Source organism: Brevibacillus thermoruber 423 (assembly GCF_000454065.1).
Taxonomy (GTDB): Bacteria; Bacillota; Bacilli; order Brevibacillales; family Brevibacillaceae; genus Brevibacillus; species Brevibacillus thermoruber.
The window spans coordinates 161,906-185,588 of sequence record NZ_KE695650.1 but is presented as its reverse complement, the minus strand read 5'-3'; the positions used below and the strand labels follow the sequence as shown (position 1 = coordinate 185,588).

The following is a 23,683-nucleotide window of genomic DNA, read 5'->3' as shown; positions in this document are numbered from 1 at the left end:
GTTCCATGGTCGGCATTTACTTGAGCAATTGTATGATTTGCTTAAACGTGTCGCCTTCTGCCATTCTCATCAACTCGAACAGCGCGGTTTCCACACTCGTCCAGGCAATGCCGGCCGCCTTCATTTTCTCCAGCCCGATTTGCTTGTTGGCGAAGGTACGCGACGATACGGCATCCGCAACCACCTGCACCTCATATCCCAGCTCTTGCAGCCCGATGGCCGTTTGATAGACACAGATATGGGTTTCGATTCCTGCCACCAGTATCTGCCGTCGTCCCGTCGCCTTTACCGCCCGTGTAAAGGTTTCGGTTTCGCATGCGTTGAAGGAACGTTTTCGAATCGGCTGGATCCCGGTCATCCACTGCGCCACTTCCTCGACGGTGGGCCCCAATCCCTCTGGATACTGTTCCAGCCAAACCACGGGAACGTCAAGCATGCGCAATCCCCGAATCAGCTTGACCAACTGTTCGATCATCGATTCGCTCTCATGGACAATCCGCGCCAATTTCCCTTGGACGTCAACCAGCACCAGTAACGTCTCTTCTTTCCGAAGCATACTCGCCCCCCCAAACGTCGATGGTCATCGTCATTCCTCGCACGCGCTTTTGATCAACGATCCTGCCTGTACGTCACGCTTTCGCATTCCTGTTCGCAGAGATCGTCATTGACACAGGTTTCACATTCCTTGCAGGTTCCTTCCCATTTCGCAAAACACTTCAACTTGTGCAAAATGTGTTTCTTCTGACTGTCCATATCGTAATGGCGAACGGCCGACATCCGCATGGCTTCCGGCGAACCGCCGCCATGAAGGCTGATCAGCGCGTAAAACCCGCCTTCCTTCGACGCTGTCAAATCCTCGAGGAACCGCGCCATTCGGATGCGTTCCTCCGCCGTTACACCGTGCTTTCCGACCAGGTACCGATCGATCAGTTCCCCGGCCTCCGGAATCGCCATGTCTTCCGGGGTGGGCGCCGTCGCCACGATCCCTCCGCTGATTTCATGGGCAAGCCGGAACAAATCATAGACCTGCTCGGCCAGCATCAGTTTGCCGATGTTGGACTGCACGGCATCGGGCACGAAATTGCCGGCCACCGTCTTGCGGCCGTAAACGGAAGCCGCGACTCCCGTTGCGTAAAACCCCTCGGTGATGCGAATCAGTTCGCCCAGGTTTCGCCGGATATGCGGAACATCCGTGTGAGGCAGGCCATTGTACTCGGCCATGAGCGCCGAGGCCCCGATGATCATGTCGCCCAGACCGGCACGGGCGCCAATGCACGAATGCCGGTGATGATTCGCAAACGCCTCGGCCAATTTCCCCGTGTATTCCCACTCTCCGCACAGAAATACCCTGTCCCACGGAACAAAGACATCGTTGAAAATGACAAGGGCAGTGGACTGTCCAAAATTGGAACTGAACGGAGCTTCGGCGTCTTCCGGGCGTCCGGCCGGTTTTGCGATGATTTTGACCCCCGGTGCGTCAACCGGAACGGCAAAAGACACGGCGTAGTCCCCGTCTTCCTTCTGCATGGCCCGGGTGGGCAGCACAATGAATTCATGGACATACGGAGCGCCGGTGATATTGGCTTTGGCCCCGCGCACAACGATCCCGTTCCGATTCCGTTCCACCACGCGCACGTACAGGTCGGGATCGGCCTGTTCATGAGGCCGCTTGCTTCTGTCCCCTTTTGCGTCTGTCACGGCCGTTGCGCACGTCAGGTCGTGTTTCTGCACGTGCAGCAGATACTCCTGAAACGCGGAAAAATAGTCCGTGTGTTTATCCGCGTCGATCATGGCGGTGATTTCGGCCAATGCGCCAAGCGCGTCGTGCATGAGGTAGCGCTGCCCGCATCCCGTCCACTTGCAAATCAACCGCACCATTTCCAGTTTCTTCAACAAGTCGTTCGTGCTGTAATCGAGGGCATTCAAGCGATTCACCTTTGTTCCATCCGCCAGGGCAGCCAGCATGATATCCTGGTGCTTCGGGTGGTGTGCCAGTTCGTACGTCACGGCGATGGCGTTAATGCCCGGTTGAAACAGCGGTTCGTCTGCGACACGTGTCACTTTCTTCCCCCTCACCTGAACGTCCGGATTGTACTCGTTCAGACTGGAAACATACTCTCTGCCGGTCATGAGTTTCATGCTCGTCTCTCCTCCTTTTCCTCACAAAGTCCGTTGGCAAACACGCGAACAACCCCAACGATCAGAAGCACCACCCCTTTTGCATACTGACTAGTTAGTTGGTGCGGCGTGAAAGAAAAGGAAGCGCCTGCGTTATTGCAAAAGCGCTTGCAGCAATTCCAATCGTGTGGCGATGTAACGCTCCAGGGTAAATTTCTTCGATAGGGACCACCGCCGAAACGCCCACATTTGAGCCTGCACCAGAATATCTTCAGCGATGAGCGGAACCGATCGGGGATCGATCGAAAAGACGCCGCGTTCAATCCCCAGCCTGATGTGGTTCTCCAAATGGCTGCACAGTCGTTGTTCCCGGCTGAGGAACGAGCTTCGGGCCGCTTTCTCCAACGAAGCGGTTTCCTGATACATGAGGACAACGTAATCCGAGAGCTGGTCCACAATCCGGTACAGTGCGGTAACCGATTTCGCAATCACCTCCATCGGGTCGAGATCTTCTACTGCGACGGCGTACAGCGCTTCTTCGATTCGTGAATGGATATGGCAGCAAACCAAGTACAAAATGTCCTGCTTGTTTTTGACATATTGGAACATCGTCCCTGCGTTCATGCCGGCCAAATCCGCTATTTCCTTGGTGGTTGCCGCATGATACCCCTTTTGGGTAAACACGGTTACGGCCGCATCAATAATCTCCGCTCTTCTCTTTTCCACCAGATCCGGATCTTTCACTGACGTTTCCACGACATATTCTTCCGTGTGCGTTCCGCTCATCCGATTTCCTCTTTCCTGTTTGCTGACGTTTTCCCGCCATGCCAACTGACTAGTCAGTTTTTTAAGAATTTTACCAACAGTTTCTTTCTTTTGTCAATAACCGTGTGAAACATCCGATACATACAGGTGGCTTGAGGGAACCGCGGCGTCATCGGAATCCCCACCTTTGATCTCCTCACCCCGATGCCGTGACAAAGCCGGGCCATCCGCAGACAGCCCGGCTCTCTTCCCCTCCGATCCGACAATTACCTGCCGCTCTTGTACACTTTCACCTCGTATACATGATGGCTGGAACTGATGAGATAATCCGGCTTCGGCTTGCCTCTCGCCTGCCTGTGGCCTTCCAGATGGGCTTCGCTCAACTCCCATTTTTTCCATGCCTCTACGGATTCCCACCGGATCATGACGATTACTTCTTCTTCTCCTTTTCTGCTCTTCTTGACCAGAACGCTCAGATCAACAAATCCCTCCGATTTTTCAACGGCTCCTTCCCGGCTGAACCGCTCCACCACTTTATCGGAGGTGCCTTCTTTTACGATCAGGTTCTTGGTTTCCACAAACACCTGCACTCACTCCCTTCTATTCCTGAAACAGCCATTTCAGCGCTCCGGGGAACCGGCTGCGGAAGCAGGAAAGCTCGTGCCGGCCGCCTTCCTCCACATGAAACCTCAGTCGTTTCCCGCTCAACCCGCTGTCCGCCAAAATGGCGTACGCTTCTTTTGTTCGCGCGACCATTTCCCGCTGAATGGTCTGCTTCCCGTACCCTTCCAGACTCCCGACATCCAGATAGAGTTTCAGCCCGGTCTGCGCCATTTTCTGCGCGCGCATGTAGTCTACAAATCCTTCGTACCAGAACGAACCGGAAATCGAGCCGATTTTGCCGAACACGCCGGGATACAGGTACGCGGCGTACATCGAAACGAGGCCTCCCAGCGATTTGCCCATGATCCCCGTCTGATCGGGACGGCGATTCGTTTGGTACCTGCTGTCGATATACGGCTTCACCTGCTCGACGATGAACGAGAGGTATTCCGCTCCCCTGCCGCCAAAGTCACCGAATTGATCCGACAAGGCCTTGGCAAACCAGGGGGTGTACTCATGAATCCGGTTGACCGGTTTGATGCCGACCATGATGAGTTCGACCAGTTCTCCGCCGGCAAACATCCGCTCGATTTCATGCAGGGATTCGCAGGGACGCGGGGATGAATCCGCCTGATCGGCAAACAAGTCGCCGCCATCGTGCACGTAGACGACCGGGAACGATGCGGCACCATCCGAATACGAGGGCGGCAGATAGATCGACAGTTCCCTCTCCCTGAAATGATCGGTGATGATCGTGCCCTTCACGGCAGGTACCTCCTACACTTTCGCCCGAAACAGCAAGTAGACGAAATAGGGAACGCCCACGATGGAAATGACGATTCCCACTGGCAGTTCGACCGGCGTAAAGACGGTTTTGGCAATAAAATCGGAAATGACGACAAGCAGCATGCCGACCAGTCCGCAAACCGGAATCACGCGGCGATGATGCAAGCCGACCAGCCGCTTGGCGATATGCGGAGACAACAGTCCGACAAACCCGATGCTGCCGGACACGGAAACGCACGCGCTGACAAGCCCGATGCTGCCGATCAAGAGCACACTCTTCTCTTTTTCCGTGCGCACGCCCAGACCTTTGACGCTCTCTTCTCCCAATTGAAGCACGTCCAGGAGCGGCGCTTTGCGGAAAATCACCGGAACGAACACAATAAACCACGGAATCATGGACACCACATAGTCCCAGTTGGCGTTCCAAATGCTCCCAGTCAGCCACACCGCCGCCATTTCGTAATCCTGTGGATTCATCTTGAGCGACAGATAGATCGTCAACGCGGACAGCCCGGATCCGACCGCAATCCCGACGAGGATCAGCGTTCCGGGGTCCAGTCTTCCGCTTCTCCACGCGAACAGGTAGATGAATCCGGCGGCCATCAATCCGCCCGCCAGGCCGAACATGGGCATCGCCATAATGGAAAGCAGGCCTGCCCCGATCATTTTCCCTTCAAACAGAAGCATGAAGAGGACGCCGGCGAACCCCGCTCCCGCATTGATGCCGAGAATGCCCGGATCGGCCAACCCGTTCTTCGTAATCCCCTGAACGACGGCTCCGGCGATCCCGAGGCCGAAACCGACAAACGCGGCAATGACAATGCGGGGAAGACGAAAATCGAAAACGACCATGTCGTGCTCCGGAACCGGATCGATGCGCATCAGCGTTTTGATCACATCGGTGACCGTCAGATCGAACACGCCGTTCGTCAGGCTGACATAGACGGCGGCAAGCAAGAGTCCCACGCCGGCGAAGAGCGTCGCCCAATAGCGTCGTTCCGTGCTGCTACGCATGTTTCCCCCCTCCTCTCGTGCGGATCAGGTAGAGGAAGAAAGGAACGCCGAAGATCGCGCAGACAACGCCGACCGGCGTCTCAAACGGGTCATTCAGGAAGCGGCTCAGGACATCGGCAAGCCCCAAAAAGACGGCGCCGAGCACACCGGAGCACGGGACGATCCAGCGATAGTCCAACCCGACCAGAAATCGGGCCACGTGCGGAATGATGAGTCCCACAAACCCGATTTTCCCGGCCAACGCGACGGAAATGCCGGTCAGGATGACGACGGCAGCGGTAGCGGCCGCTTTGATCAAGGTGGTCCGCTGTCCCAGGCTGACAGCGGTTTCGTCGCCCAGCGCAAGCACGGTAACCGATCGGGAAATGAGCAGGGCCGTCACGATTCCGACGAGCGCAAAGGGCACGGCCACCTTGATCATGCCGGGATCGATCTGGTGCAGCCGGGCGTTGTACCAGAAGCTTACATTTTGCGAGACTTGAAAATAGCTCGCGAGCGCCGCCGATGTGCTGCTCAGAAAGGTTCCGGTCACGGTGCCGATAATCGCCATCCGCACCGGCGACATGCCGTTCGGCAGAAGGGACGCCATTCCAAACACGATCCCCGTCCCCAGTGCCGAGCCGATGAGCGAAAACACGATCATGTCCAAAGACGAAGCGTCCGGCAGCAAGATCATGCAGAGGGTAATGACGAACGCCGAACCGTCCGTCACGCCCATAATGGAAGGGGACGCCAGATAGTTTCTTGTCATCCCCTGCATGAGTGCGCCCGACATGGCGAGGAACGCGCCGATCAGAATCGCGCCGACCGCTCTCGGCAGTCGGGAGTGCATCACAATCTGATGGTTCACGTTGCCGGCGTCAAAATGAACGAACGCCTCCCACACCATGCTTGCCTGAATATTCCGTGCGCCGTACAGAATGGATACCAGAACGACGAGTGCGATCGCAATCGGTGACAGCCCCAAAATAAGGGCCGGCATCGGAATGTTTCGTCTCATGTCCGTTTACACGCCTTGTTCAACATTACTGGGACAGCTTCTCCACGGCGGCCTTCAGAAAGTTGATTTTGCTCCATGCCGTACCGCCCTGGGCAAGCGGATCGACGACGTTGACATACACCCTGTTGTTTTTGACCGCATTGATGCTCTGCCAGATCGGATTGGCCTGTACCTCTTCCAGCGCTTTCGGATTCTCCTTGTTTTCATCCTGGGAGAACTGTACGAACAGGTAATCCGGGTTCATTTCGCTGAACCTTTCCAGGGAAATGGTCTCCTGCGCTTTTGCCGCTTTGATCGGTTCCGGCACCGGGAGGCCCAAATCCTTGTACAGGGTGTCGTTGAAGTATACATTCGCAGGGTAGACGTTGATATTGCCCTGTCTGTAGCGGATGACGACAACCTTTTTATCCTTCAGTTTCTCCCCCAACTGCGCTTTGGCCGCCTCCACATCCGCCTTGTATTTCTGCAGCGTCTGTTCGGCCAGGTCCTGTTTGCCCGTCAGTTCCGCCAGAAGGCGCAAATTGGCCTCCCAATTCGTGGAGATGTGGGAATACGGAAACGTCGGCGCGATTTTGACCAGCTTTTCCGTTACTTCCGGCTTGAACTTGGAGGTGCCCAGGATGACATCCGGCTTCAACTGGAGAATCGTCTCAAAATTCGGCTGCGTCTTCTCGCCGATCGACACCGTCGACCCGGTAATCTCCTTGAACATGTCCGGGAATTTTCCCCCGACGGTAATGCCGCCGACCGGTTGAACGCCAAGCACGACGGCGTCCTCCATCGCTTCCAGGCTCCCGGTGATGACGATCCGTTCCACCTTTGCCGGGACGGTGTATTCCTTGTCCAGATAGCGGACGGTTCTCGTCGCTTGCTCAGCCGTATTTCCGGCGGGCGCCGCCACCGAATTGCCCGCGCTGTCATTCACTCCCGCCGTGGCGGTCTTGTCAGTAGAACCGCAAGCCGCCAAAAACAGCATGAGCAGGGCGACCAGACCCGTGCCTGCACGTTTCATTCCCATTCTCATGTGCTGCAAATCTCCTTTCAGCATGTGCTTCGATGATTGAGGATGATTCTCATTGTTAATTCTAAGGACGAACAACCATGATGAACATGGACGAAATACGGAAATCAATATGGACGATTTCCAGACAGCATCCGCACACACTCCTCCACAATCCGCTCATGGGCGGCGGCGGAATATTCGCGCCACGGGTCCGGCGGGATCACATACACGCGGTTGTTCCGAACCGCCTTCAACTGCCGCCACTCGGGGGTCTGCCGCAGTGCTTTCCAATACGACAGCGTTTCAGGCTCCTGGCGAATCATCAACAGCAGGCGATCCGCATCCACTTCCGCCAGCCGACCCAGCTCGATTCGCTGATTGTAGACGTCGCTCTCGCAGCGGTACGCGGGCACCATCCGCAGGTCTCCGTAAAAGACCGCGGCCATGCTCCGGTTGCAGTATGCATACAGGTGCTCGTTCCGCATGCGTACGATGAGGAATGTGTCGCCGCCCGTCTCGTTGGCAAGCTGTTCCCGGGCAGCCTCCACCTTCCGCTCGTAGTTCTTCAGCCAATGTTCCGCCTCCGCCGATTCGCCCAAGAAGCGGGCCACCATCCGAAGCTGCTCCCGCCAATCGTTCTCCATCGACGGTACATACAAAACGGGGGCGATTTCCTCCAGCTTCTGTTTCTCGCCGGGATCCACCGTGTCCATGCTGATGATCACATCCGGCCGCGCCTGCCTGAGCATGTCGATATTGGATTCCCAGTGTTCATTTTGACGGTATGCACTGAGATGAACCGCTATATCGCTCCGGTACGTCTGGTAGTAATAGGAGGTCCATTTCGGGTGAAGCGGCGCCGCGTACGGGATGATCCGGAGCGCCAGCAGGTGACCGACAATCGGGGCGCTGTAGGCGGCGATCTTGCGGCGGCGGCTCTTCATGTACACGGTAGGCGGCACGCCGACTTCCTTTTTGAATTTTCGGCTGAAATAAAACTCGTCGTGATAACCGACCTGATGCGCGATGTCCCGCAGTTTGGCACCGGATCGCGCCATCAGCGTCTTGGCCCTGTTGACGCGAAGTTGGGTCAAATAGTCGATCGCACTGATGCCGTACGTTTTTTTGAACAGATCGACAAAGTATTTCGGGCTGACTCCGGCAAGAGTGGCCAGCTTCTCAATCGTTACATTTTGGTCAAAATTCTGATCCATGTACGCTTTCGCGCGGGCAAGCGAGGATTTCGAATCTTCCGCTGGAAGGCGGCCGCTTTTCAACAGGCAGTAAAGCAGTTCCTGAAACGCGATCTGGCTGCGGAACCGCTCCAGCACGTCGCCGCTCTGCCAACAACGGTTCACGATCTCGCACAAGGAGAGAAGCTGGCTGCTGGCGGATGCGGGAAATTCCCTCTCGACTGGAAACGGGCGCTGTTCCCGTACAACCTGCAAACGCGAGTTCCTCTTGCCGACCTGACGGAAGACGTCGAACCTGAACAGGAACATGTCCAGTCCGTGCGACGGATCGGCCGACACTCCGAACGTCTCCCCGGGCGGACAGACATACACGGCGTTTGGCCGCAGTCGGCCATCATAATGGTCCATCGTGATGGTTCCCCGCCCTTTGGTCACGACCAGAAGAACATGGGAAAGGGTGAATTGCTGTTCCCCCCTCAGATCGCCGTCTCCTTTTATCCGTTCGAGATCCCGAAGGCGAAACAGAAACTCATCCACCGGAAGCACGTCCGTTTCATGCGTATCCGGTTCATTGTAGAGGGATATCACGTTGGATCACCATCCTTGTTCGAAACCCGACGCTTTTGATGATAATAGTTATCATTATCATTGAGATTATATCAAACTGTCCGGCGTTTTTAAACGCCGCCTCCGTTTTGCCGAGCATTTGGCTGCTCCCCCCTTTTACGGCTCGTTTTGCTGTTCCGCTTACGTCCAAGGTTCCACAACGTCCAAGCAAAAATCGCCTCTTGGTAATACAGTATGCATAGTTCAAGGAAAGAAGGGAACGCCATGGGTCTCTTTCGCCGAAGGGAAGAATTTGCGTTAGTCTTGGTGCTGTTTGTGCTGCTGACGATTGTCGGATGTTCGTGCGACTGATCCAGGGTGAACAAGCAAAGGGAGAGCGCCTGCTCTCCCTTTGCTGTTTGGCTTGCCCCTTGCGCCAGGCTGGACCATCGGGCTCATTCTTCACCCTGTCCGCTTCCAACAGTCCGTAGCCCCGTAAAAACGGAGAATCGGTCCCCTTGTGTGCGCTCAACGTTACATTTCGTGGATTTTTTCCCACAACTGCCTTCCCTTCTCCCATACGTCTTTCCAAAACTGGGTCGACGACGCTTTCTCATGGCCTTCCTTCTGCATGTCTCCTACCAGCAAGAAGTATTCGCGAATGCCGGAACAAATGGCTTTCGAAAGCTCGGCCTGCTTTTCAGGGCGGGTCATCTGCTCTCGATCCTGCGCGTTGCTGATAAATCCCATCTCCACGATAACGGTCGGGCAAATGGAGTGCCGCAGCAGATAATACGTCTTCCCCACCTGCGGTTCTCTCCTTTTGCCATACAGCTCGTTCAAATGATGCTGCAGGATGTCCGCAAGCAGGAAACTTTGATGGTTTTGCTGATACAGCACAAGTCCCCCGCGCATGTTTGGGTGTCTTGACCAGTTCACATGAAAGCTGACCATCGTTTGCGGGACCAAAGCGGCGGCCAGGCCCCGCCGTTGTGCCAAATCGCGCTTGTGGCGGGATGACGTGCCGGACCACCGGTTTTCGTCGCTCAGCGCATAATCCCCGGTGCGATTGAGGATCACCTGATACCCTTCAGCCGACAATTCCTGGTACACTCTTCGCGCGATATCCAAATTGATGTGTTTTTCGTACAGGCTTTCGTGTGAGGTTCCTCCGTCAATCCCCCCGTGTCCCGCATCAATGACGACATGGATGGGAGAAATCACCTGACTGGAGGCAGTGCCGTGCGCAGGATACAGGAGCAGAATCACCGTGAAAACGACGTATTTTCGCATCATTCTCCCTCTACGTTCCCTTTCCGGCTTTTTACGTAGTATCTTCCACCGGAAAAGTGGACATGCACAAATCCCCCCTCTCGATCCGTCCCTTTTCCGCCCAAAAACCCGCCTCCGCTGGGGAGACGGGTTTTTGTGACATCGTACTCCAGTCCTCAAAGCTCCCGGGATTGATCCCGCCCCTCGGCAAGATCGTCCAACTGCATCAGCCGTTCATTGATGACCTGAATCATTTGATAAACCTCCGCACGCGTCTGCCAATTCACATGCGCGGCACACGCTTCCTTTACCAGTTGATCGCGAAGCAGCTCCAGGGCGCTTCCATCGGTCGTGGCCAATACTTTTGCGTAAAATTCCCCGTTCATGACCGCCTGCCTCCTTTACACAGAATCAACAACAGCATACGGCGAAGCATCCCGGCAGGTTGTAGGCGAAGAAACAAATTCAGGGCGGGCCTCCTCTTTTGTACTTCAGCCCGCTGTATCCTCTCCGCTTCCGCCAGGCGACCATGTACGGGCCCTGACGATCCGGGTCACACAGCGGACAAAGGACTGCTTGACCGCTGCAAGGGGCTCCTGTAATAAACCGGAACGCTCCGTTCCATAATAAGTTGGTCACCGCTTCGCTTCAGGCAGCCATCAGACACGCACAAGGAGGAAAAAACATGAAGCAAACGGCCATACGCCTGCTGATTCCGCTGTGCCTTACGCTGCTCATGACAGGTGCCGGCGGAGATTCGGGGTTCGCAAACCGAATGGAATAAGAACGAAAATACTATGAGGACCGGGGCGATGTCGTCTGGGAAGTACCGACCGCGCAAAAGGTGATCGCCTTGACCTTTGACGATGGTCCCGATCCCGTCTACACCCCCCAGATCCTGGATCTGTTGAGAAGGTACCACGCAAAGGCCACCTTCTTCGTCGTCGGCCAGCGCGTGATGAACCATCCCGAAATCACCCGGCGCATCGTCGCAGAAGGACACGAAGTCGGCAACCACACGTTTAACCACGCCAATTTGATGAGGCTTCGTCCCGAGCAAATCCGCCACCAAATCGAAAAAACGTCTGGCCTCATCCATGCCGCCACCGGCAAGCATTCCGAACTGTTTCGCCCCCCGGGCGGCTACTACAATGAGACCATTGTGCACTGTGTGAGAAAAACCGGCCATCTGACGGTGATGTGGTCCTGGCATCAGGACACGCGGGATTGGAGCAATCCCGGAACGGACAAAATTGTCAACAAGGTATTGAACAACGCGCGGGGTGGGGACATTGTCATCATGCACGACTACGGCGGGAACCGGTCGCAAACCGTAACGGCTGTCGCCAGGATTCTGCCGGAACTGGCAAAACGCGGCTATCGGTTTGTCAGCGTGTCCCAATTGGTCAGCATCCGCGGCAAACTGCCGGTCAACCGCTCCAAATGAGGGGATACCCCGCCCTTTCCCCTGCGAGGGCACGAGGGCGGACGGCTATTCTTTCGTATCAGAGGCGCTTCGTACGATTTGCTATCGTCACGCCGCCAGTGACCAATTCCATACCTTCCAATCACAAAAGGAGGGACATGAGCCCCCCTTTCACAGCAGTTCATCCTGATTTTTTTTCTGAGGACGAATTAATGCACCGGCCTGATGCAGCGTTTGCAGCAGTTCGCTGACTGTCCTCACTTGATCGACAATGGTTCCCAAATCGAGGTTTATTTTGGGAAGTCCAAACAAGGATCGCTTTCGAGGCGTATTGATCTTCTTCCATTCTTGAAAGTGCTGCTGCAGCGTTTCGGGATCCCTGCGCACCCGCTTGGGAACCTTGTTCGCTCGGAGCCATTCGTGAAATTCCGGAGGAAACTCGCCACCAGGTTTGATTTTGCTCATACAATCACCTCTTTCTCCGTGACGGTGTACTCAGCGGCAATGGGCACGTACACGGGTAAAAGTGAAAAAAACAAAGGGAGAGCCCCTTTCCCCCTTTGCACAAACACCTCGGCGCGTTCACAGCCGCCTTTAACAGTCGCAATCACACCCGACAATGACCAGCAATACAAACAATACCAACACCAGCGCAAACCCGTTAAATTCGCCATTGAAGATACCCATTTGCATTCCCTCCTTTCGCACATGTAGTCATACTGTATGTGCATCAGATGGGAAATGCTTATACGATTACCTATCGGACAAAAAAATCTTATCCACGCTGCCGGGACGAAACAGCGGACACCAAGCGCCGGTAAGCGCTTACGATTTCCTCCAGGTCAACTCCCGAACGGCGGGCAGCCGCCAGAGAGGCTGCCACTCTGGCCGATTCCAGCACGCTGAACGCTTCCCGCACCGCGCTGCGCGAAACGGCAAGACGTTTGGCCAGATTGCCCCCGCCGCAAACACCTGATTATTGCGAATATATTGAATATGTTGGAAGGAGGCGCGTCAACGCCATCCATCCTATTGCATCCACAGCCTGAACAACCCCTCCGTATAGCCGAGGTTGTACATGTAATACAGGCCAAACGCGGCACTGATCCCTCCTGTCATTTTCGTCAGCACGCGGCTTATCTCGATGTTTTTCGCGCTGATCACGAAGGGAATCCCGATGATCGTCGTGGTCAGGAGCATGCCGATAATGGTGCCGGCACCGAACACCAGGATATACAGGGCGCCTTCCCATACACTGTTCACCGCAGCCATTGTCCACAGGACAAGGGCAGCGCTTCCCGCCAAGCCATGAACCAATCCGATCAGCAAGGACTTCCAGTACGACACCCGTTCATGCTGGTGATCATGGGACTCGCTCTGTTCATGCGAGTGAAAATGTTTGTGCGGAACCCCATCATGTTCGTGCTCATGCACGTGGATTTTCCTTTTCTTATAGGGAAAGAGGCTTGTGATGCCCAGGTAAACAAGCATGATACCGACAAGGAACTCCAGAGACATTGACACTTTTTCGGGGATTCCGTTCTTTACCAGAAGGAATACCATGCCGACGACAAAAAGTGTGGCGGTATGTCCAATTCCCCAAAACAAACCGGCCAACGATGCATTCCACAATCGCTTCGTCTGCGTGGCGACCGTGGATACGGCTATCACATGATCCGGTTCAATCGCATGTTTGATCCCCAAGACAAAGGCAACCGCCAACACCGACAACAAACTTGCTTCCATAACGCGATTCCGTCCTCTCTCCCATTTATCATGTAAAGGATTTTCCGCTGTGTTGGTCATAACGCAGCTTCCGCAGCGACTGCAGGTATCGAGTCATCTGTAACGCCTCTCGTTCACGAAAAGGGGCAGCCATATCTTTCCTCCTCTTTCCTTGTTTTCACCATGATAAACGTTTTGTACATGTTGCGAAAGAGAACACAGGGGCGTTTTTTATCTGCCTGCGATTCCCAACGATTTCAAACCGCCCGATAGGTGACTACCCTATTTTCATGCGTGAAGGCTGACGGCCTATGCAACCGTGTCAGAACGTGAATATACAGGTATGGTAATGCCAGAATCAAGAAAAGAGGGTGACGTGAATGTACTATTATCCTGGACAATGGCCTGATCAATCGTCCGAACAATGGTCCGCACAATCGCCATCTGATTGGTCGGCAGAATCGCAGGAACAATGGTCTTGGCCAGCACAATCTCCAGCACAATTTCCGCCGGGTCGGCGACGCTGTCCGGACTTTTGCAGACGCTGTCCTCCAGAATGCTGCCGCCGTCGCAGGAGAAGAAGTTACTGACCACCGCTGCAACGTGCAAGCAGCGAACAGGTCGGACACCCTTGCTGCTGCAGCCGTAAGCAGGTGATGGTTCCGGCCGAAGCAGCCCACATGGATGGTGGAGCCACATCCCGCCCAAAGCGGGTGTGGCTCTTTTTCCCTCTCTCTCATTTGCAGCCGGCTATGCCTTTGCCACGTTGACTCGTCCCGAAAAGAAGGTGGCTCCGCCGCCCATATCCGCGAGACGGTCCGGCGTGAGCGCGTTCACCAACCGTTTCGTTCCCGGCATATCCGCCCAGAGCCCCTGGCTTACCACTACGCCGGGCAGCACATTTTCCCCCACAGAGGCGACCAGTTCACACTCGCCACGCTCGTTCCAGATCCGCACGTTATCCCCGTTTTCGATTCCGGCCCGTGCAGCATCGGCGGCATTCATGTGCAGCCGAGGCATTTTTTCCAGTTGAACGTGCTTGTCATTATGGGAGAAGGTCGAATTCAGGAAGTTGTGATTCGGCGCCGGAATAAACAAATACGGATAATCCCCGTCGTCGGCAAGCGGTGCATACGTTGGCAGCGGCGGGTATCCTTCCCGCTCCATCTTTTCCGAATACAGCTCGATTTTCCCGCTGGGCGTAGGGAGGCGTCCCGGGAACAGGGGTTTTACATTCGCCTTGACATACTGCTTCTCGACAAGCGTTTCATAGTCGATTCCTTCCAGATACGGGTTCCGGTGGTTGTGAAGCGCCTGACGAATCAGCTCTTCGTCCGTATCCTGAAACGCCTGGTCATCAAACCCCATCGCTTTCGCCAGCAGGCGGAACACCTCCACATTGGACTTGCTTTCTCCATACGGCGGAATCACCGGCCGCTGCAGGTGGATGAAGTGATGCCAGTAGGAGGTGTAAAAATCCGTGTTTTCAAAGGAAGACGTCGCCGGAAGCACGAGATCGGCATACACGGCCGTCTCCGTCAGGAACATGTCATGCACGACGGTAAACAGATCGTCCCGGGCCAGTCCGCGGCGCACCTTGTTTGCTTCCGGGGCCACTACGGCCGGGTTGCTGTTGTACACAAACAGCGAACGTACCGGCGGGTCAAGCTCAAGCAGGGCGCGGCCAAGCTGATTCATGTTGATGACGCGCGTCTGTTTGTTTGCAAGCAAATCGGGGCGCTGCAGCGCCTGCTTGTTGAACAGCAGGTATCCGCCGTTTCCCTTGATCGCTCCGCCTCCTTTTTTCAGCCATTGGCCGGTAAGGGCGGGGAGACAGGCAATCGTCCGTATGCACATGCCGCCGTTGTCATGATGCTGCAGCCCGTTTCCGATGCGGATAAAGGAAGGGGATATCTGGCCGTACATGCGGGCCAGCCGGACAACATCCTCCACAGGAACACCCGTAATGGCGGAAACGGAAGCGGGATCGTACTGCTTCACATGCTCCCGAAGCTCCTCATGCCCCACGGTATATTGTTGAAGAAAATGTTCGTCCACCATGTTTTCGGCAAACAGGACATGCATCATGCCAAGGGCAAGCGCGCTGTCCGTCCCGGGCATAATGGGAATAAACCAGTCTGCCCAACGGCCGGTCTGGTTTTTGTGCACATCGATCACGACGACCTGGGCCCCGTTTTTGCGCGCTTTCTCGGCAAGCGCCACCTGGTGCATGTTTGTGCTGACCGCATTGATCCCCCACATGATGATCAGCTTGGCATGAACCGTATCCTCGGGGTCCGTCCCGAAGCTGCCGCCCATGGTATACTCGTACCCTTTTGTTCCGGCCGAGGTGCAAATCGTTTGATCCAGCCTGCTTGCGCCCAGGCGGTGAAAAAACCGGCGGTCCATCGATTCCGCGCTGAGCCTGCCCATGTTGCCGTAGAAACTGTACGGCAGGATGCTTTCCGGCCCCTCGGTCCGAATCAGTTCCTTCCAGCGGGCAGCGATCGTTTCAATCGCTTCCTCCCAACTGATTCGTTCAAATTTGCCTTCCCCCTTGGCGCCGATGCGCTTCAACGGATATGAGAGCCGTTTTGGGTCGTAGATCCGCGCTGTCATGTTGCGAACCTTGTTGCAGATGGCTCCCTGGGTGACGGGATGGTCAGGATCCCCCTCTATTTTCACAATCTTTCCATCCTTTTTGTGAACAAGCAGACCGCATTGATCAGGACAATCCAGCGAGCAGACAGACGGAAAAACTCCATTCGGCTGATTGGCGTAGTGCTCCACGGTGCATCTCCCTTTCACGTTTGAACGATTGAAAACAACTGCTTCCGATACGCAGTTGACCTGTGTGACAATCACGAATATTTTGCTTCTTTGTTCATCTTATCACGATACGCGCTCCATTTCGCACCTGTCAACACCATTGTCGCATACGGCGCCTGCCGTATCCGCTCCCGCCCGGTCGGCGCTGCTCCGGTTCGCTTTGACAATACGCCGTCAGACGCCGCACTCAGGCCCGAACGCTTCATTGCTTCCATGTACGGGGTGGGATATGATGAAGGGGAATCCGGACATGAAAGGAGCAGGCTGATGACGATGACACCAAACCTATCGTCAATCTATTTTGAATTGAAGGTGGTTTCGGACGGCGTGTACGCCGCCATCGCAAAGCGGGGCACGGGTGCGGTGGGCAACGCCGGGATCATCGATCTGGGTGAGGAGACGGTGCGCTCATGAGCACGATGCACACGCCCGTCAGCCACCCGCGGCCTCCCATCAGACTGCCTGCAAACACGGCTGCAGTCCCCACCAGCATTGTGCCAGTCATCTCGACAGCCCGCTGCCGTATCGTGCCGCCGGACGAAGCCCCACTCACGACCATGGCACCGAAGGAAGCCAGCAGTCCGAGTCCCGCATGTCCGCCGCGATGCCAAGAGCAATCGGCCCGGCCATCCCCATCATCCCTGCCACGATTTGCGGAAGATCGACCGAACCATCCTTTGACCCATGCAGCATGCCGGCTGTCATCGCCTTCACAAAGCGGTGCCGCAAAGCCGCATCGTGTTTGCTGTCCACTCCCCGGGTTTCCTGCTTGTTTGTCACCATGATTCCCCCAACTTCCGAACAAGACGTTTCAGACACCTCCATCATATAAAAAACGCGGAAGCCCGAACATAAAAACGTTCGAGACTGCCGCGTTTTCCTGTACGATCGATTCCCGCCAGGCGGGCGCTTTTCCGCGAAAAAGGCAGCCTTCACCTGTTCCGTCGGTCGCGCTGAATCATCGGGGAGTCCTCCGCTTTCTTTTTCTTGCGCGTTCTCAAAAACGTGGGACGCGTTTGCAGCTTTTTCATCGGAATTCGAACCAGCATATCCGTCCAATCCCGCATACGCAGCGGCGAAAGCGGAGCCAGATAGGGAACGCCGAAGGAAACAAGCCGGGCTACATGGGCGTGGATGAGGAGCAGGCCCAGGATGAATCCGTACGTCCCCAAAAAACTGCTGCATACCAGCAGGAAGAACCGCAGGATCCGGTACGTGATGCCGAGATAATACACAGGCGCCGTGAAGGAGGAGATCGCGGTCAGCGCGACAATGACAAGCGTCACGGGACTGACCAGGTTGGCGTCTACAGCCGCCTGCCCAATCACAATCCCGCCGACGATGCTTACCGCCTGTCCGACCGGCTTGGGCAGCTTGACGCCGGCTTCCCGTATGATCTCAATGATGAGTTCCATGATAAAAATTTCCATAAAGATGGGAAACGCTACCTTGACACGCGCGGCGTCCATGGAGATGAGGAGCCGGGTGGGAATCAGCTCCGGGTTGTACGCGACCAGCGACAGGTACAGCCCGGGCGTCGTGATGCTGAGAAACAGGGCGATCATCCGCACGAAGCGGATCAGCGTGGCGTACTGCCAACTGGTGTAGTAATCGTCGACGGTATCCAGCAGTTGAAAGAACGTGATCGGCAGAAGCAGCGCATATGACGCCCCCTCGACCATGACGGCCACGTTTCCCTCGATCAGATAGGAGCAGACGACGTCAGGCCGTTCGGTGGGGCGCAGTTGGGGAAACAGGGAGAACGAGTCGTCCTCCAGATATTCCTGAAGCTGCATCTGGCCGATCAGGCTGTCTGTTTCGATGCAGGAAAGACGCTGCCTCACTTCTTCCACGATGCTCGGATTGGCCACGTCTGTTAGGTACAATACGGCGGTTTCCTGCTTCGTCCGTCTTCCCACCATGACGGATTCCACCCGCAGATACGGGTCGCGCAGGCGCTGGCGAACCAGTCCGATATTGGTGTTGAGGGCTTCCACAAAACTTTCTTTCGGGCCAATGACGCTAATTTCCGTCTCCGGCTGCTCGATGTTCCGGCCGTTTTCCTTCTTGACTCCCACAGCCAACCCGGCTGTCTCGCCGTCCACCAGCAGCAGCGCTTTGCCGTGCAGGATCTGCTCGATCGCGGTCTGCCAGTCCTCCACCCGATGTATGTCACTTGCGGACACGATGCTCTCCTGGATGAGCAAGAGCAGGTCTCTCTCCTCCTTGTCCCCGGTCAGGTGGGACGCCTGAGCGGTCGGGAGCAAGCCCGCTCTCTGCTGCAGGGGCGTTATCACCTGCCGGTTCAGGCGGTCGGAATCTGCCAGACTGCGCAGGAAGAACAGGCTGACACTCCTGTCCAAACACGTGAGGTGGCAGGCGGCAAAATCGCTGCTGCCGCCCAACCGCTCCGTCAGCTCCTCCGCGTTTTTGACCAGCGACGCGTGAAGGGCCGTTTTCCCGATCGTGTTCACCGCTTGTTTTTCGCGTAACAGAAACCGTTTCGATCTATCCACCGATTTGCGCCAAAACAGGTTGAACTTCATGGTCGTTTGATAGCTGTCCTTCCACATATCCCGTAATAGGCATAGTATTGCTTAATGGAAGTTCTTCTATCATGTGAAAGGGATTGGGTCGGCTGCGTCTGGCTCCGCCTCATCCATGCTAACCTTTCCATTTCAAGTAAGAGGAAACGGCATAGTTCATTCGTAAACCAAGCCCATTCAAACAAAAAAAGGCCCTTGTCAGAAAGATTTCAAGGGCCCCGTGCAGCCAATGGTCAACGCCTGGCCAGAGAGCGGGCCATGGTTTCCCCGCCTCCACATGATTCCCCGAGTACAGAGCAGTCTCCTTTCCAAAATCGGACGAAGCGACAGTCGATCTCGTTTACGGCAGCATCCAGGCGAGGATGTTTGTCTGCAGGTAGGTCAGCACGCAAATGATCAGCAGGAGCAAAACGCTGTGCTTAAACGTAAACCGGAACAGATCGGCGTCTTTTCCCGCCAGCCCCACCGCCGCACAGGCGACGGCGATCGATTGCGGCGAGATCATTTTGCCTGTGACACCGCCGCTGCTGTTGGCTGCGATCGCCAAGGCCGGGTCCATGCCCAGTTGGATGGCCGTCACCTTTTGCAGACCGCCGAAGAGCAGGTTGGACGAAGTGTCCGATCCCGTGAGAAATACCCCCAGCCAGCCCAGGATGGGCGAAAAGAACGGGAACAGGATCCCTGTCGCCGCCAAGGTCATCCCCAGGGTCGTGCTCATCCCGGAGGCGTTGGCCACATAGGCAAAACCGACGACGGAGGCGATCGTCACGATGGCAAACCGCAGTTCGCTCAGCGTCTCGCCAAACGTCTTCCCCCACTCTCTCCAGGAAAGGCGGCCGATGAACTTGGTGATGACCGCCGCAAACAGGATGGCCGTCCCTGCCGCCACCAGCAGTTCGAGCTTGAACACCGCGTCGATCGGCTTTCCGTTCGCGCCGATGACAAGCTGGTGCAATCCGGGAACCGGCGGCGAAAAGGTGAGGGCCTTGCCGATGGGATTGATGGCAGACAGAAGCGCGTTGGCCCCTTCGTATTTGCCGATCAACGCCTTTTTTACCGAAGGAATCCCCCACAGGGAAATCAGCGCGGTCAGCACCAAAAACGGCGACCAGGCGAACAGAACCCGCCCCGCCGAATGGGTTTCCCCGTTTTTCCCTCCCGACGGCCCATCCCCCCCGGCCGTTCCCGCTCCGGCCTGATCCGCTTCAAAGCGGAAGATCGATCGGGGCTGCCACACCTTCAAAAAGAGCGTCAGGCAGACAATCGAAACCAGGGCGGAGAGGATATCGGGAAGTTCCGGTCCCATGTAGTTGGAGGTGAAAAACTGCGTGACCGCAAACGAAATGCCGGAAACCAGAATGGCGGGCAGCACTTCCATCGTCCGCCGAAACCCGCACATCAGCACGACGAGATAAAACGGTACAAAGATGGAGAGCAGCGGCAGTTGGCGGCCGACGATCTGGGAAATGTCCATGGCCGGAATGCCCGTCGGACCGGAGACGGCGATGATGGGCGTTCCGATGGCACCAAAGGCGACCGGCGCCGTGTTGGCGAGAAGGCAAATGCCCGCCGCATAAAGGGGATGAAAGCCGATCCCGGCCAGCAGTGCCGCCGAGATGGCGACCGGCGCTCCAAAGCCGGCCGCTCCTTCCAGAAAGGCCCCGAACGAGAAGGCGATCAGCAGGGCCTGCAGGCGGCGGTCTTCCGTAATGGACACAACGGACGAACGAATGATGTCAAACTGCCCCGACTTTACCGTCAGCTTATACAAAAAGACGGACGCGATAATAATCCAGCCGATCGGCAGGATTCCGTAAACGGCGCCTTGAATGGCAGACATGACAGCCATGCCGACCGGCATCCCGTACACCAGGATCGCGATCAGCACAGCGACCAGCAGCGTAGTCGAACCGGCCACATGTCCCTTCATTCGTTTCACGGCCAGCGCCCAGAAAAAATAGAGAATCGGGATCAACGCCACCAGGGCGGAGAGACCCAGGCTCCCTCCCACCGGGCTGAACATCTGTGACCACGTCATCATAACGCCACACCCTTAATTCAGAATAGTTTGATAATTCAACGGATCTCAACTGGTGCCGCCCTCATTTCCGCGCAGCGGCCCGGTTTGGGAAACATTTTGTCCGGATTGAGCAGATTCCGCGGATTGAATACATCGCGAATCTGCAGTTGGGCCTCCAGCTCGTCATCCGTAAAGACGTACCGCATCTCCTCTTTTTTCTCGATCCCTACTCCATGCTCGCCCGTGATTGAGCCTCCCGCGTCCGCGCACACCTTCAGCACTTCCGATCCCACCCGGACCGCCAGTTCCGTTTCGCCCGGAATTCTGGCGTCAAACAGGATCAGCGGATGCAGATTGCCGTCCCCGGCGTGAAACACATTGGCGATCCTCAGCCCGGAACGTTCGCTGATCTGCCTGATTTTCTCCAGCACTTCCGGCAGCCGACTGCGCGGAATGACGCCATCCTGCACGAGATAATCGGGTGAAATGGAGCCCATCGCGGGGAAGGCCGTTTTCCGGTTGGCCCACCATCTCGCCCGTTCCTCCTCGGTCGCGGCCACCTTTACCTCCGACACCTTTCTGCCCTGGCAGACGGACACGATCTTTGCAATCTGATCGTCAATGCCGGCGGCAATCCCGTCCACTTCGATCAACAGGACCGCTTCCACCCCCTTGGGGTGCCCGACCGGATACGTGCCCGCTTCCACGCCTTCGATCGCCGTTTTGTCCATCATCTCCAGCGCCGCAGGCATGATGCCGGCAGCCACGATGTCGGAGACGGCCTGGCTTGCTTCTTCCACGCTGTCGAAATAGGCGAGCACCGTCTTTTTCCCTTCCGGATTTTTCAAGATGCGCACCGTGATCCGGGTGACGATCCCCAGGGTTCCTTCCGATCCGGTCAGAAGCCCCATCAGGTCGTAGCCCGGCGCATCGGGAACGCCGCCGATTTCCGCGATCTCTCCGTTTGCCAGCACCACCTCAAGGCCGAGCACGTGGTTGGTGGTCACGCCGTACTTGAGGCAGTGGGCCCCACCCGCGTTTTCCCCCACATTGCCGCCGATCGTGCAGGCGTATTGGCTGGAAGGGTCGGGGGCGTAATAGTAGCCTTTGCCCGCTACGGAATTGGTCAGTTTCAGATTGACGAAGCCCGGTTCCACCACGGCCAGACGGTTTTCGTAATCGACGTGAAGCAGCCGTTTCATCTTCACCAGGCTGATGATCACTTCGCCGCCCAGCGGTACGGCTCCGCCGCTCAACCCGGTTCCCGCCCCGCGGGGTATGAACGGGATGTTTTGGTCGTGCAGATACTTCACCACCGCGGCAACCTCATCCGTGCAGGACGGAAAGACGACGGCCCGCGGCGGGTGTTTGTGCACGGTGTAGCCGTCGCACTCGTAGGCCGCCAGATCCTCCCGTTGATAAAGGACGGAATCCGCTCCCACAATCCGGGCCAGTTCATGGACAATCGGGTCGATGGCCGGCATGGGTCATTCCCCCTTTTCCGCTTCCGATTGGCCCGCGGCCTGCCGCGCTTCCCGCTCGTACGACCAATCCAGCAGTTGTACGGTATGGACGATTGCTGCCGTTCGCCCGTGCTTCCTCGCTCCCATCATCAACTGCAGCATGCAGCCCGGATTGCCCATCGCGAGCAGATCGATCTGATCGGGAACCGCTTTCATTTTCTCGTCCAGAATTTTGCCGGCCATCTCGGGGTTGGTCAGATTGTAGATGCCGGCGCTGCCGCAGCAGCGGTCCGCGAGCTCCATCTCGATCCACTCCACACCCGGAATCTCACGCAGAAGCTGCCGCGGCTCGGAGCGCACGCCCTGCCCGTGGGCGAGATGGCAGGCATCATGATACGCCACCCTCGCCTCCACCCTGCCGCGCGGTTTCTGATAACCGCGGGCAACCAGGAACTGGGAGATGTCTTCCACTTTCTCCGCGAAGCGAACGGCCTTGTCGTGATACTCGGGATCGTTGTGCAAAAGTTCGGGGTATTCCTTGAGTGCACACCCGCAGCCCGCCGCGTTCACGACCACGCTCTCCACATCCGCCGCCAGAAACGCGTCGATGTTTTGTCTGGCCAGCGCCTTGCCCTGCTCCCGGTCGCCCGCGTGAATGTGAAGCGCTCCGCAGCATCGCTGTCCGCGCGGCACTACCACGTCGTACCCGTTTCGGGTCAACACGCGTATCGTCGCCGCATTGATCTCGCCGAACATCACGTCCATCACGCATCCGGCGAGCAGGGCGACCCTCCCCCTGGCCGAGCCTTCCGCCGGAATCACCTCCGGGTGCGTTTTCATGACGGGATCGGAGACAGCCGGCAGGACGCGCTCCATCTCTCGCAGGTGCCTCGGGAGCAGATTGAGCAGCCCCGTTTTTCGGAGGAACGACTGCAGGCCGCTTTTCTGGTACACCTTCATCAGTTTCCCCAACACGTGCAGCCGGGATGGATGCGGAAACACGCCTCTCAGGAAAAAGGAATGAAGGAACGCTTTCCACCCCGTGAGCGGAATGGCCTTGCGAATCTGTCCGCGTGCGGCCTCAATCAGCGATCCCACCTGTACGCCGGACGGGCAGGCGGTTTCACAGGCGCGGCAGTCCAGGCAGGTAAAGACAGGGTTTTCGAAACCCGCAGAGATGGACAGCTTCCCTTCCGCCACGGACTTGATCAGGTGAACCCGGCCGCGCGGGGATTGCTGCTCATGCCCTGTCTCCAGATAGGTGGGACACGACTCCAGACAGAGCCCGCAGTGAACGCAGGCGGAATACTTCTCCTCGTCCGGCGGATCTTCCCACCGATAATTGCCTTTTGCATGAGATACAGGCGCACTCAC

23 protein-coding genes and 1 pseudogene are annotated in these 23,683 nt (G+C 56.6%); 3 read left to right on the top strand and 21 right to left on the bottom strand.

Annotation, left to right across the window (positions count from 1 at the left end; genetic code table 11):
* Window positions 1–16 precede the first annotated feature (16 nt).
* From M516_RS0109165 to M516_RS0109125, 9 genes are all read right to left on the bottom strand, one after another.
* Window positions 17–556, bottom strand: a complete 540-nt coding sequence (locus M516_RS0109165; RefSeq protein WP_029098842.1) for a hydrolase — start codon at window positions 554–556, stop codon at window positions 17–19.
* A 53-nt stretch (window positions 557–609) separates the two neighbouring features.
* Window positions 610–2,139, bottom strand: coding sequence for a 4-hydroxyphenylacetate 3-hydroxylase family protein (locus tag M516_RS23195; protein WP_051188168.1), 1,530 nt, complete (start codon window positions 2,137–2,139; stop codon window positions 610–612).
* 132 nt (window positions 2,140–2,271) lie between these two features.
* Window positions 2,272–2,904, bottom strand: a complete 633-nt coding sequence (locus M516_RS0109155; RefSeq protein WP_029098841.1) for a TetR/AcrR family transcriptional regulator — start codon at window positions 2,902–2,904, stop codon at window positions 2,272–2,274.
* A 245-nt stretch (window positions 2,905–3,149) separates the two neighbouring features.
* Window positions 3,150–3,467 carry an antibiotic biosynthesis monooxygenase family protein gene (locus M516_RS0109150; protein WP_029098840.1) on the bottom strand — a complete coding sequence of 106 codons (318 nt, stop codon included), beginning with the start codon at window positions 3,465–3,467 and terminating at the stop codon, window positions 3,150–3,152.
* 16 nt (window positions 3,468–3,483) lie between these two features.
* Window positions 3,484–4,251, bottom strand: a complete 768-nt coding sequence (locus tag M516_RS0109145; RefSeq protein WP_029098839.1) for an alpha/beta hydrolase — start codon at window positions 4,249–4,251, stop codon at window positions 3,484–3,486.
* Between the two features lie 12 nt (window positions 4,252–4,263).
* Window positions 4,264–5,286: a FecCD family ABC transporter permease gene (locus M516_RS0109140; protein WP_029098838.1), complete on the bottom strand. Its 1,023-nt coding sequence runs from the start codon at window positions 5,284–5,286 to the stop codon at window positions 4,264–4,266.
* Window positions 5,279–6,286 carry a FecCD family ABC transporter permease gene (locus tag M516_RS0109135; RefSeq protein ID WP_029098837.1) on the bottom strand — a complete coding sequence of 336 codons (1,008 nt, stop codon included), beginning with the start codon at window positions 6,284–6,286 and terminating at the stop codon, window positions 5,279–5,281. Before M516_RS0109135 ends, M516_RS0109140 begins: the two co-directional genes overlap by 8 nt.
* A gap of 25 nt (window positions 6,287–6,311) precedes the next feature.
* Entirely contained in the window at window positions 6,312–7,310 is a 999-nt protein-coding gene (locus M516_RS0109130; RefSeq protein ID WP_420796317.1) for an iron-hydroxamate ABC transporter substrate-binding protein, read from the bottom strand.
* A gap of 104 nt (window positions 7,311–7,414) precedes the next feature.
* Window positions 7,415–9,070 carry an AraC family transcriptional regulator gene (locus M516_RS0109125; protein WP_238550953.1) on the bottom strand — a complete coding sequence of 552 codons (1,656 nt, stop codon included), beginning with the start codon at window positions 9,068–9,070 and terminating at the stop codon, window positions 7,415–7,417.
* Window positions 9,071–9,283: 213 nt separating this feature from the next.
* Between M516_RS0109125 and M516_RS24725 the strand changes: the two genes are divergently transcribed.
* Window positions 9,284–9,400, top strand: coding sequence for a YjcZ family sporulation protein (locus M516_RS24725; protein ID WP_081656497.1), 117 nt, complete (start codon window positions 9,284–9,286; stop codon window positions 9,398–9,400).
* Window positions 9,401–9,562: 162 nt separating this feature from the next.
* On the opposite strand, the gene M516_RS0109115 is transcribed toward M516_RS24725, so the two are convergent.
* Complete coding sequence (locus M516_RS0109115) at window positions 9,563–10,324, bottom strand: N-acetylmuramoyl-L-alanine amidase family protein (RefSeq protein WP_051188167.1); 762 nt, start codon at window positions 10,322–10,324, stop codon at window positions 9,563–9,565.
* A 152-nt stretch (window positions 10,325–10,476) separates the two neighbouring features.
* Complete coding sequence (locus tag M516_RS0109110) at window positions 10,477–10,686, bottom strand: hypothetical protein (protein WP_029098833.1); 210 nt, start codon at window positions 10,684–10,686, stop codon at window positions 10,477–10,479.
* 455 nt (window positions 10,687–11,141) lie between these two features.
* On the opposite strand from M516_RS0109110, the pseudogene M516_RS23185 reads away from it, so the two are divergent.
* Window positions 11,142–11,747, top strand: a pseudogene (locus M516_RS23185) (polysaccharide deacetylase family protein); the annotation flags it as partial.
* A gap of 150 nt (window positions 11,748–11,897) precedes the next feature.
* Here the strand turns inward: M516_RS23185 and M516_RS23180 are convergent.
* The 5 genes from M516_RS23180 to M516_RS0109075 form a co-directional block, all read right to left on the bottom strand.
* Window positions 11,898–12,191, bottom strand: coding sequence for a hypothetical protein (locus M516_RS23180; protein ID WP_044898165.1), 294 nt, complete (start codon window positions 12,189–12,191; stop codon window positions 11,898–11,900).
* A gap of 129 nt (window positions 12,192–12,320) precedes the next feature.
* Window positions 12,321–12,413 carry a YjcZ family sporulation protein gene (locus tag M516_RS24720; RefSeq protein ID WP_029098832.1) on the bottom strand — a complete coding sequence of 31 codons (93 nt, stop codon included), beginning with the start codon at window positions 12,411–12,413 and terminating at the stop codon, window positions 12,321–12,323.
* Between the two features lie 342 nt (window positions 12,414–12,755).
* Window positions 12,756–13,472, bottom strand: coding sequence for a HoxN/HupN/NixA family nickel/cobalt transporter (locus M516_RS0109090; RefSeq protein WP_029098831.1), 717 nt, complete (start codon window positions 13,470–13,472; stop codon window positions 12,756–12,758).
* Window positions 13,473–13,760: 288 nt separating this feature from the next.
* Complete coding sequence (locus M516_RS0109080) at window positions 13,761–14,045, bottom strand: hypothetical protein (protein WP_029098830.1); 285 nt, start codon at window positions 14,043–14,045, stop codon at window positions 13,761–13,763.
* A 156-nt stretch (window positions 14,046–14,201) separates the two neighbouring features.
* On the bottom strand, window positions 14,202–16,241 hold the full coding sequence (locus M516_RS0109075) for a molybdopterin-containing oxidoreductase family protein (protein ID WP_029098829.1): 2,040 nt from the start codon (window positions 16,239–16,241) through the stop codon (window positions 14,202–14,204).
* Window positions 16,242–16,553: 312 nt separating this feature from the next.
* Here M516_RS0109075 and M516_RS25530 point away from each other — a divergent pair, with 312 nt between their 5' ends.
* Window positions 16,554–16,694: a hypothetical protein gene (locus M516_RS25530; protein WP_193746960.1), complete on the top strand. Its 141-nt coding sequence runs from the start codon at window positions 16,554–16,556 to the stop codon at window positions 16,692–16,694.
* A 135-nt stretch (window positions 16,695–16,829) separates the two neighbouring features.
* On the opposite strand, the gene M516_RS25190 is transcribed toward M516_RS25530, so the two are convergent.
* The 5 genes from M516_RS25190 to M516_RS0109045 form a co-directional block, all read right to left on the bottom strand.
* Window positions 16,830–17,063, bottom strand: a complete 234-nt coding sequence (locus M516_RS25190; protein ID WP_152523375.1) for a hypothetical protein — start codon at window positions 17,061–17,063, stop codon at window positions 16,830–16,832.
* Window positions 17,064–17,212: 149 nt separating this feature from the next.
* Window positions 17,213–18,826 (bottom strand): spore germination protein, encoded by a 1,614-nt coding sequence (locus tag M516_RS23175; protein ID WP_051188166.1) that lies wholly within the window; start codon window positions 18,824–18,826, stop codon window positions 17,213–17,215.
* Between the two features lie 340 nt (window positions 18,827–19,166).
* Window positions 19,167–20,864 carry an L-lactate permease gene (locus M516_RS0109055; RefSeq protein WP_029098827.1) on the bottom strand — a complete coding sequence of 566 codons (1,698 nt, stop codon included), beginning with the start codon at window positions 20,862–20,864 and terminating at the stop codon, window positions 19,167–19,169.
* 38 nt (window positions 20,865–20,902) lie between these two features.
* Window positions 20,903–22,330, bottom strand: coding sequence for an FAD-linked oxidase C-terminal domain-containing protein (locus M516_RS0109050; RefSeq protein ID WP_029098826.1), 1,428 nt, complete (start codon window positions 22,328–22,330; stop codon window positions 20,903–20,905).
* Between the two features lie 3 nt (window positions 22,331–22,333).
* Entirely contained in the window at window positions 22,334–23,683 is a 1,350-nt protein-coding gene (locus M516_RS0109045) for a (Fe-S)-binding protein (RefSeq protein ID WP_029098825.1), read from the bottom strand.

Coding starts and splice junctions, on each gene's coding strand:
- M516_RS0109165 (WP_029098842.1), bottom strand. CDS start 556: ATGCTTCGGAAAGAAGAGACGTTACTGGTGCTGGTTGACGTCCAAGGG.
- M516_RS23195 (WP_051188168.1), bottom strand. CDS start 2,139: ATGAAACTCATGACCGGCAGAGAGTATGTTTCCAGTCTGAACGAGTAC.
- M516_RS0109155 (WP_029098841.1), bottom strand. CDS start 2,904: ATGAGCGGAACGCACACGGAAGAATATGTCGTGGAAACGTCAGTGAAA.
- M516_RS0109140 (WP_029098838.1), bottom strand. CDS start 5,286: ATGCGTAGCAGCACGGAACGACGCTATTGGGCGACGCTCTTCGCCGGC.
- M516_RS0109135 (WP_029098837.1), bottom strand. CDS start 6,286: ATGAGACGAAACATTCCGATGCCGGCCCTTATTTTGGGGCTGTCACCG.
- M516_RS0109130 (WP_420796317.1), bottom strand. CDS start 7,310: ATGAGAATGGGAATGAAACGTGCAGGCACGGGTCTGGTCGCCCTGCTC.
- M516_RS24725 (WP_081656497.1), top strand. CDS start 9,284: ATGCATAGTTCAAGGAAAGAAGGGAACGCCATGGGTCTCTTTCGCCGA.
- M516_RS0109115 (WP_051188167.1), bottom strand. CDS start 10,324: ATGATGCGAAAATACGTCGTTTTCACGGTGATTCTGCTCCTGTATCCT.
- M516_RS0109110 (WP_029098833.1), bottom strand. CDS start 10,686: ATGAACGGGGAATTTTACGCAAAAGTATTGGCCACGACCGATGGAAGC.
- M516_RS23180 (WP_044898165.1), bottom strand. CDS start 12,191: ATGAGCAAAATCAAACCTGGTGGCGAGTTTCCTCCGGAATTTCACGAA.
- M516_RS24720 (WP_029098832.1), bottom strand. CDS start 12,413: ATGGGTATCTTCAATGGCGAATTTAACGGGTTTGCGCTGGTGTTGGTA.
- M516_RS0109090 (WP_029098831.1), bottom strand. CDS start 13,472: ATGGAAGCAAGTTTGTTGTCGGTGTTGGCGGTTGCCTTTGTCTTGGGG.
- M516_RS25530 (WP_193746960.1), top strand. CDS start 16,554: ATGACACCAAACCTATCGTCAATCTATTTTGAATTGAAGGTGGTTTCG.
- M516_RS25190 (WP_152523375.1), bottom strand. CDS start 17,063: ATGGTGACAAACAAGCAGGAAACCCGGGGAGTGGACAGCAAACACGAT.
- M516_RS23175 (WP_051188166.1), bottom strand. CDS start 18,826: ATGAAGTTCAACCTGTTTTGGCGCAAATCGGTGGATAGATCGAAACGG.
- M516_RS0109055 (WP_029098827.1), bottom strand. CDS start 20,864: ATGACGTGGTCACAGATGTTCAGCCCGGTGGGAGGGAGCCTGGGTCTC.
- M516_RS0109050 (WP_029098826.1), bottom strand. CDS start 22,330: ATGCCGGCCATCGACCCGATTGTCCATGAACTGGCCCGGATTGTGGGA.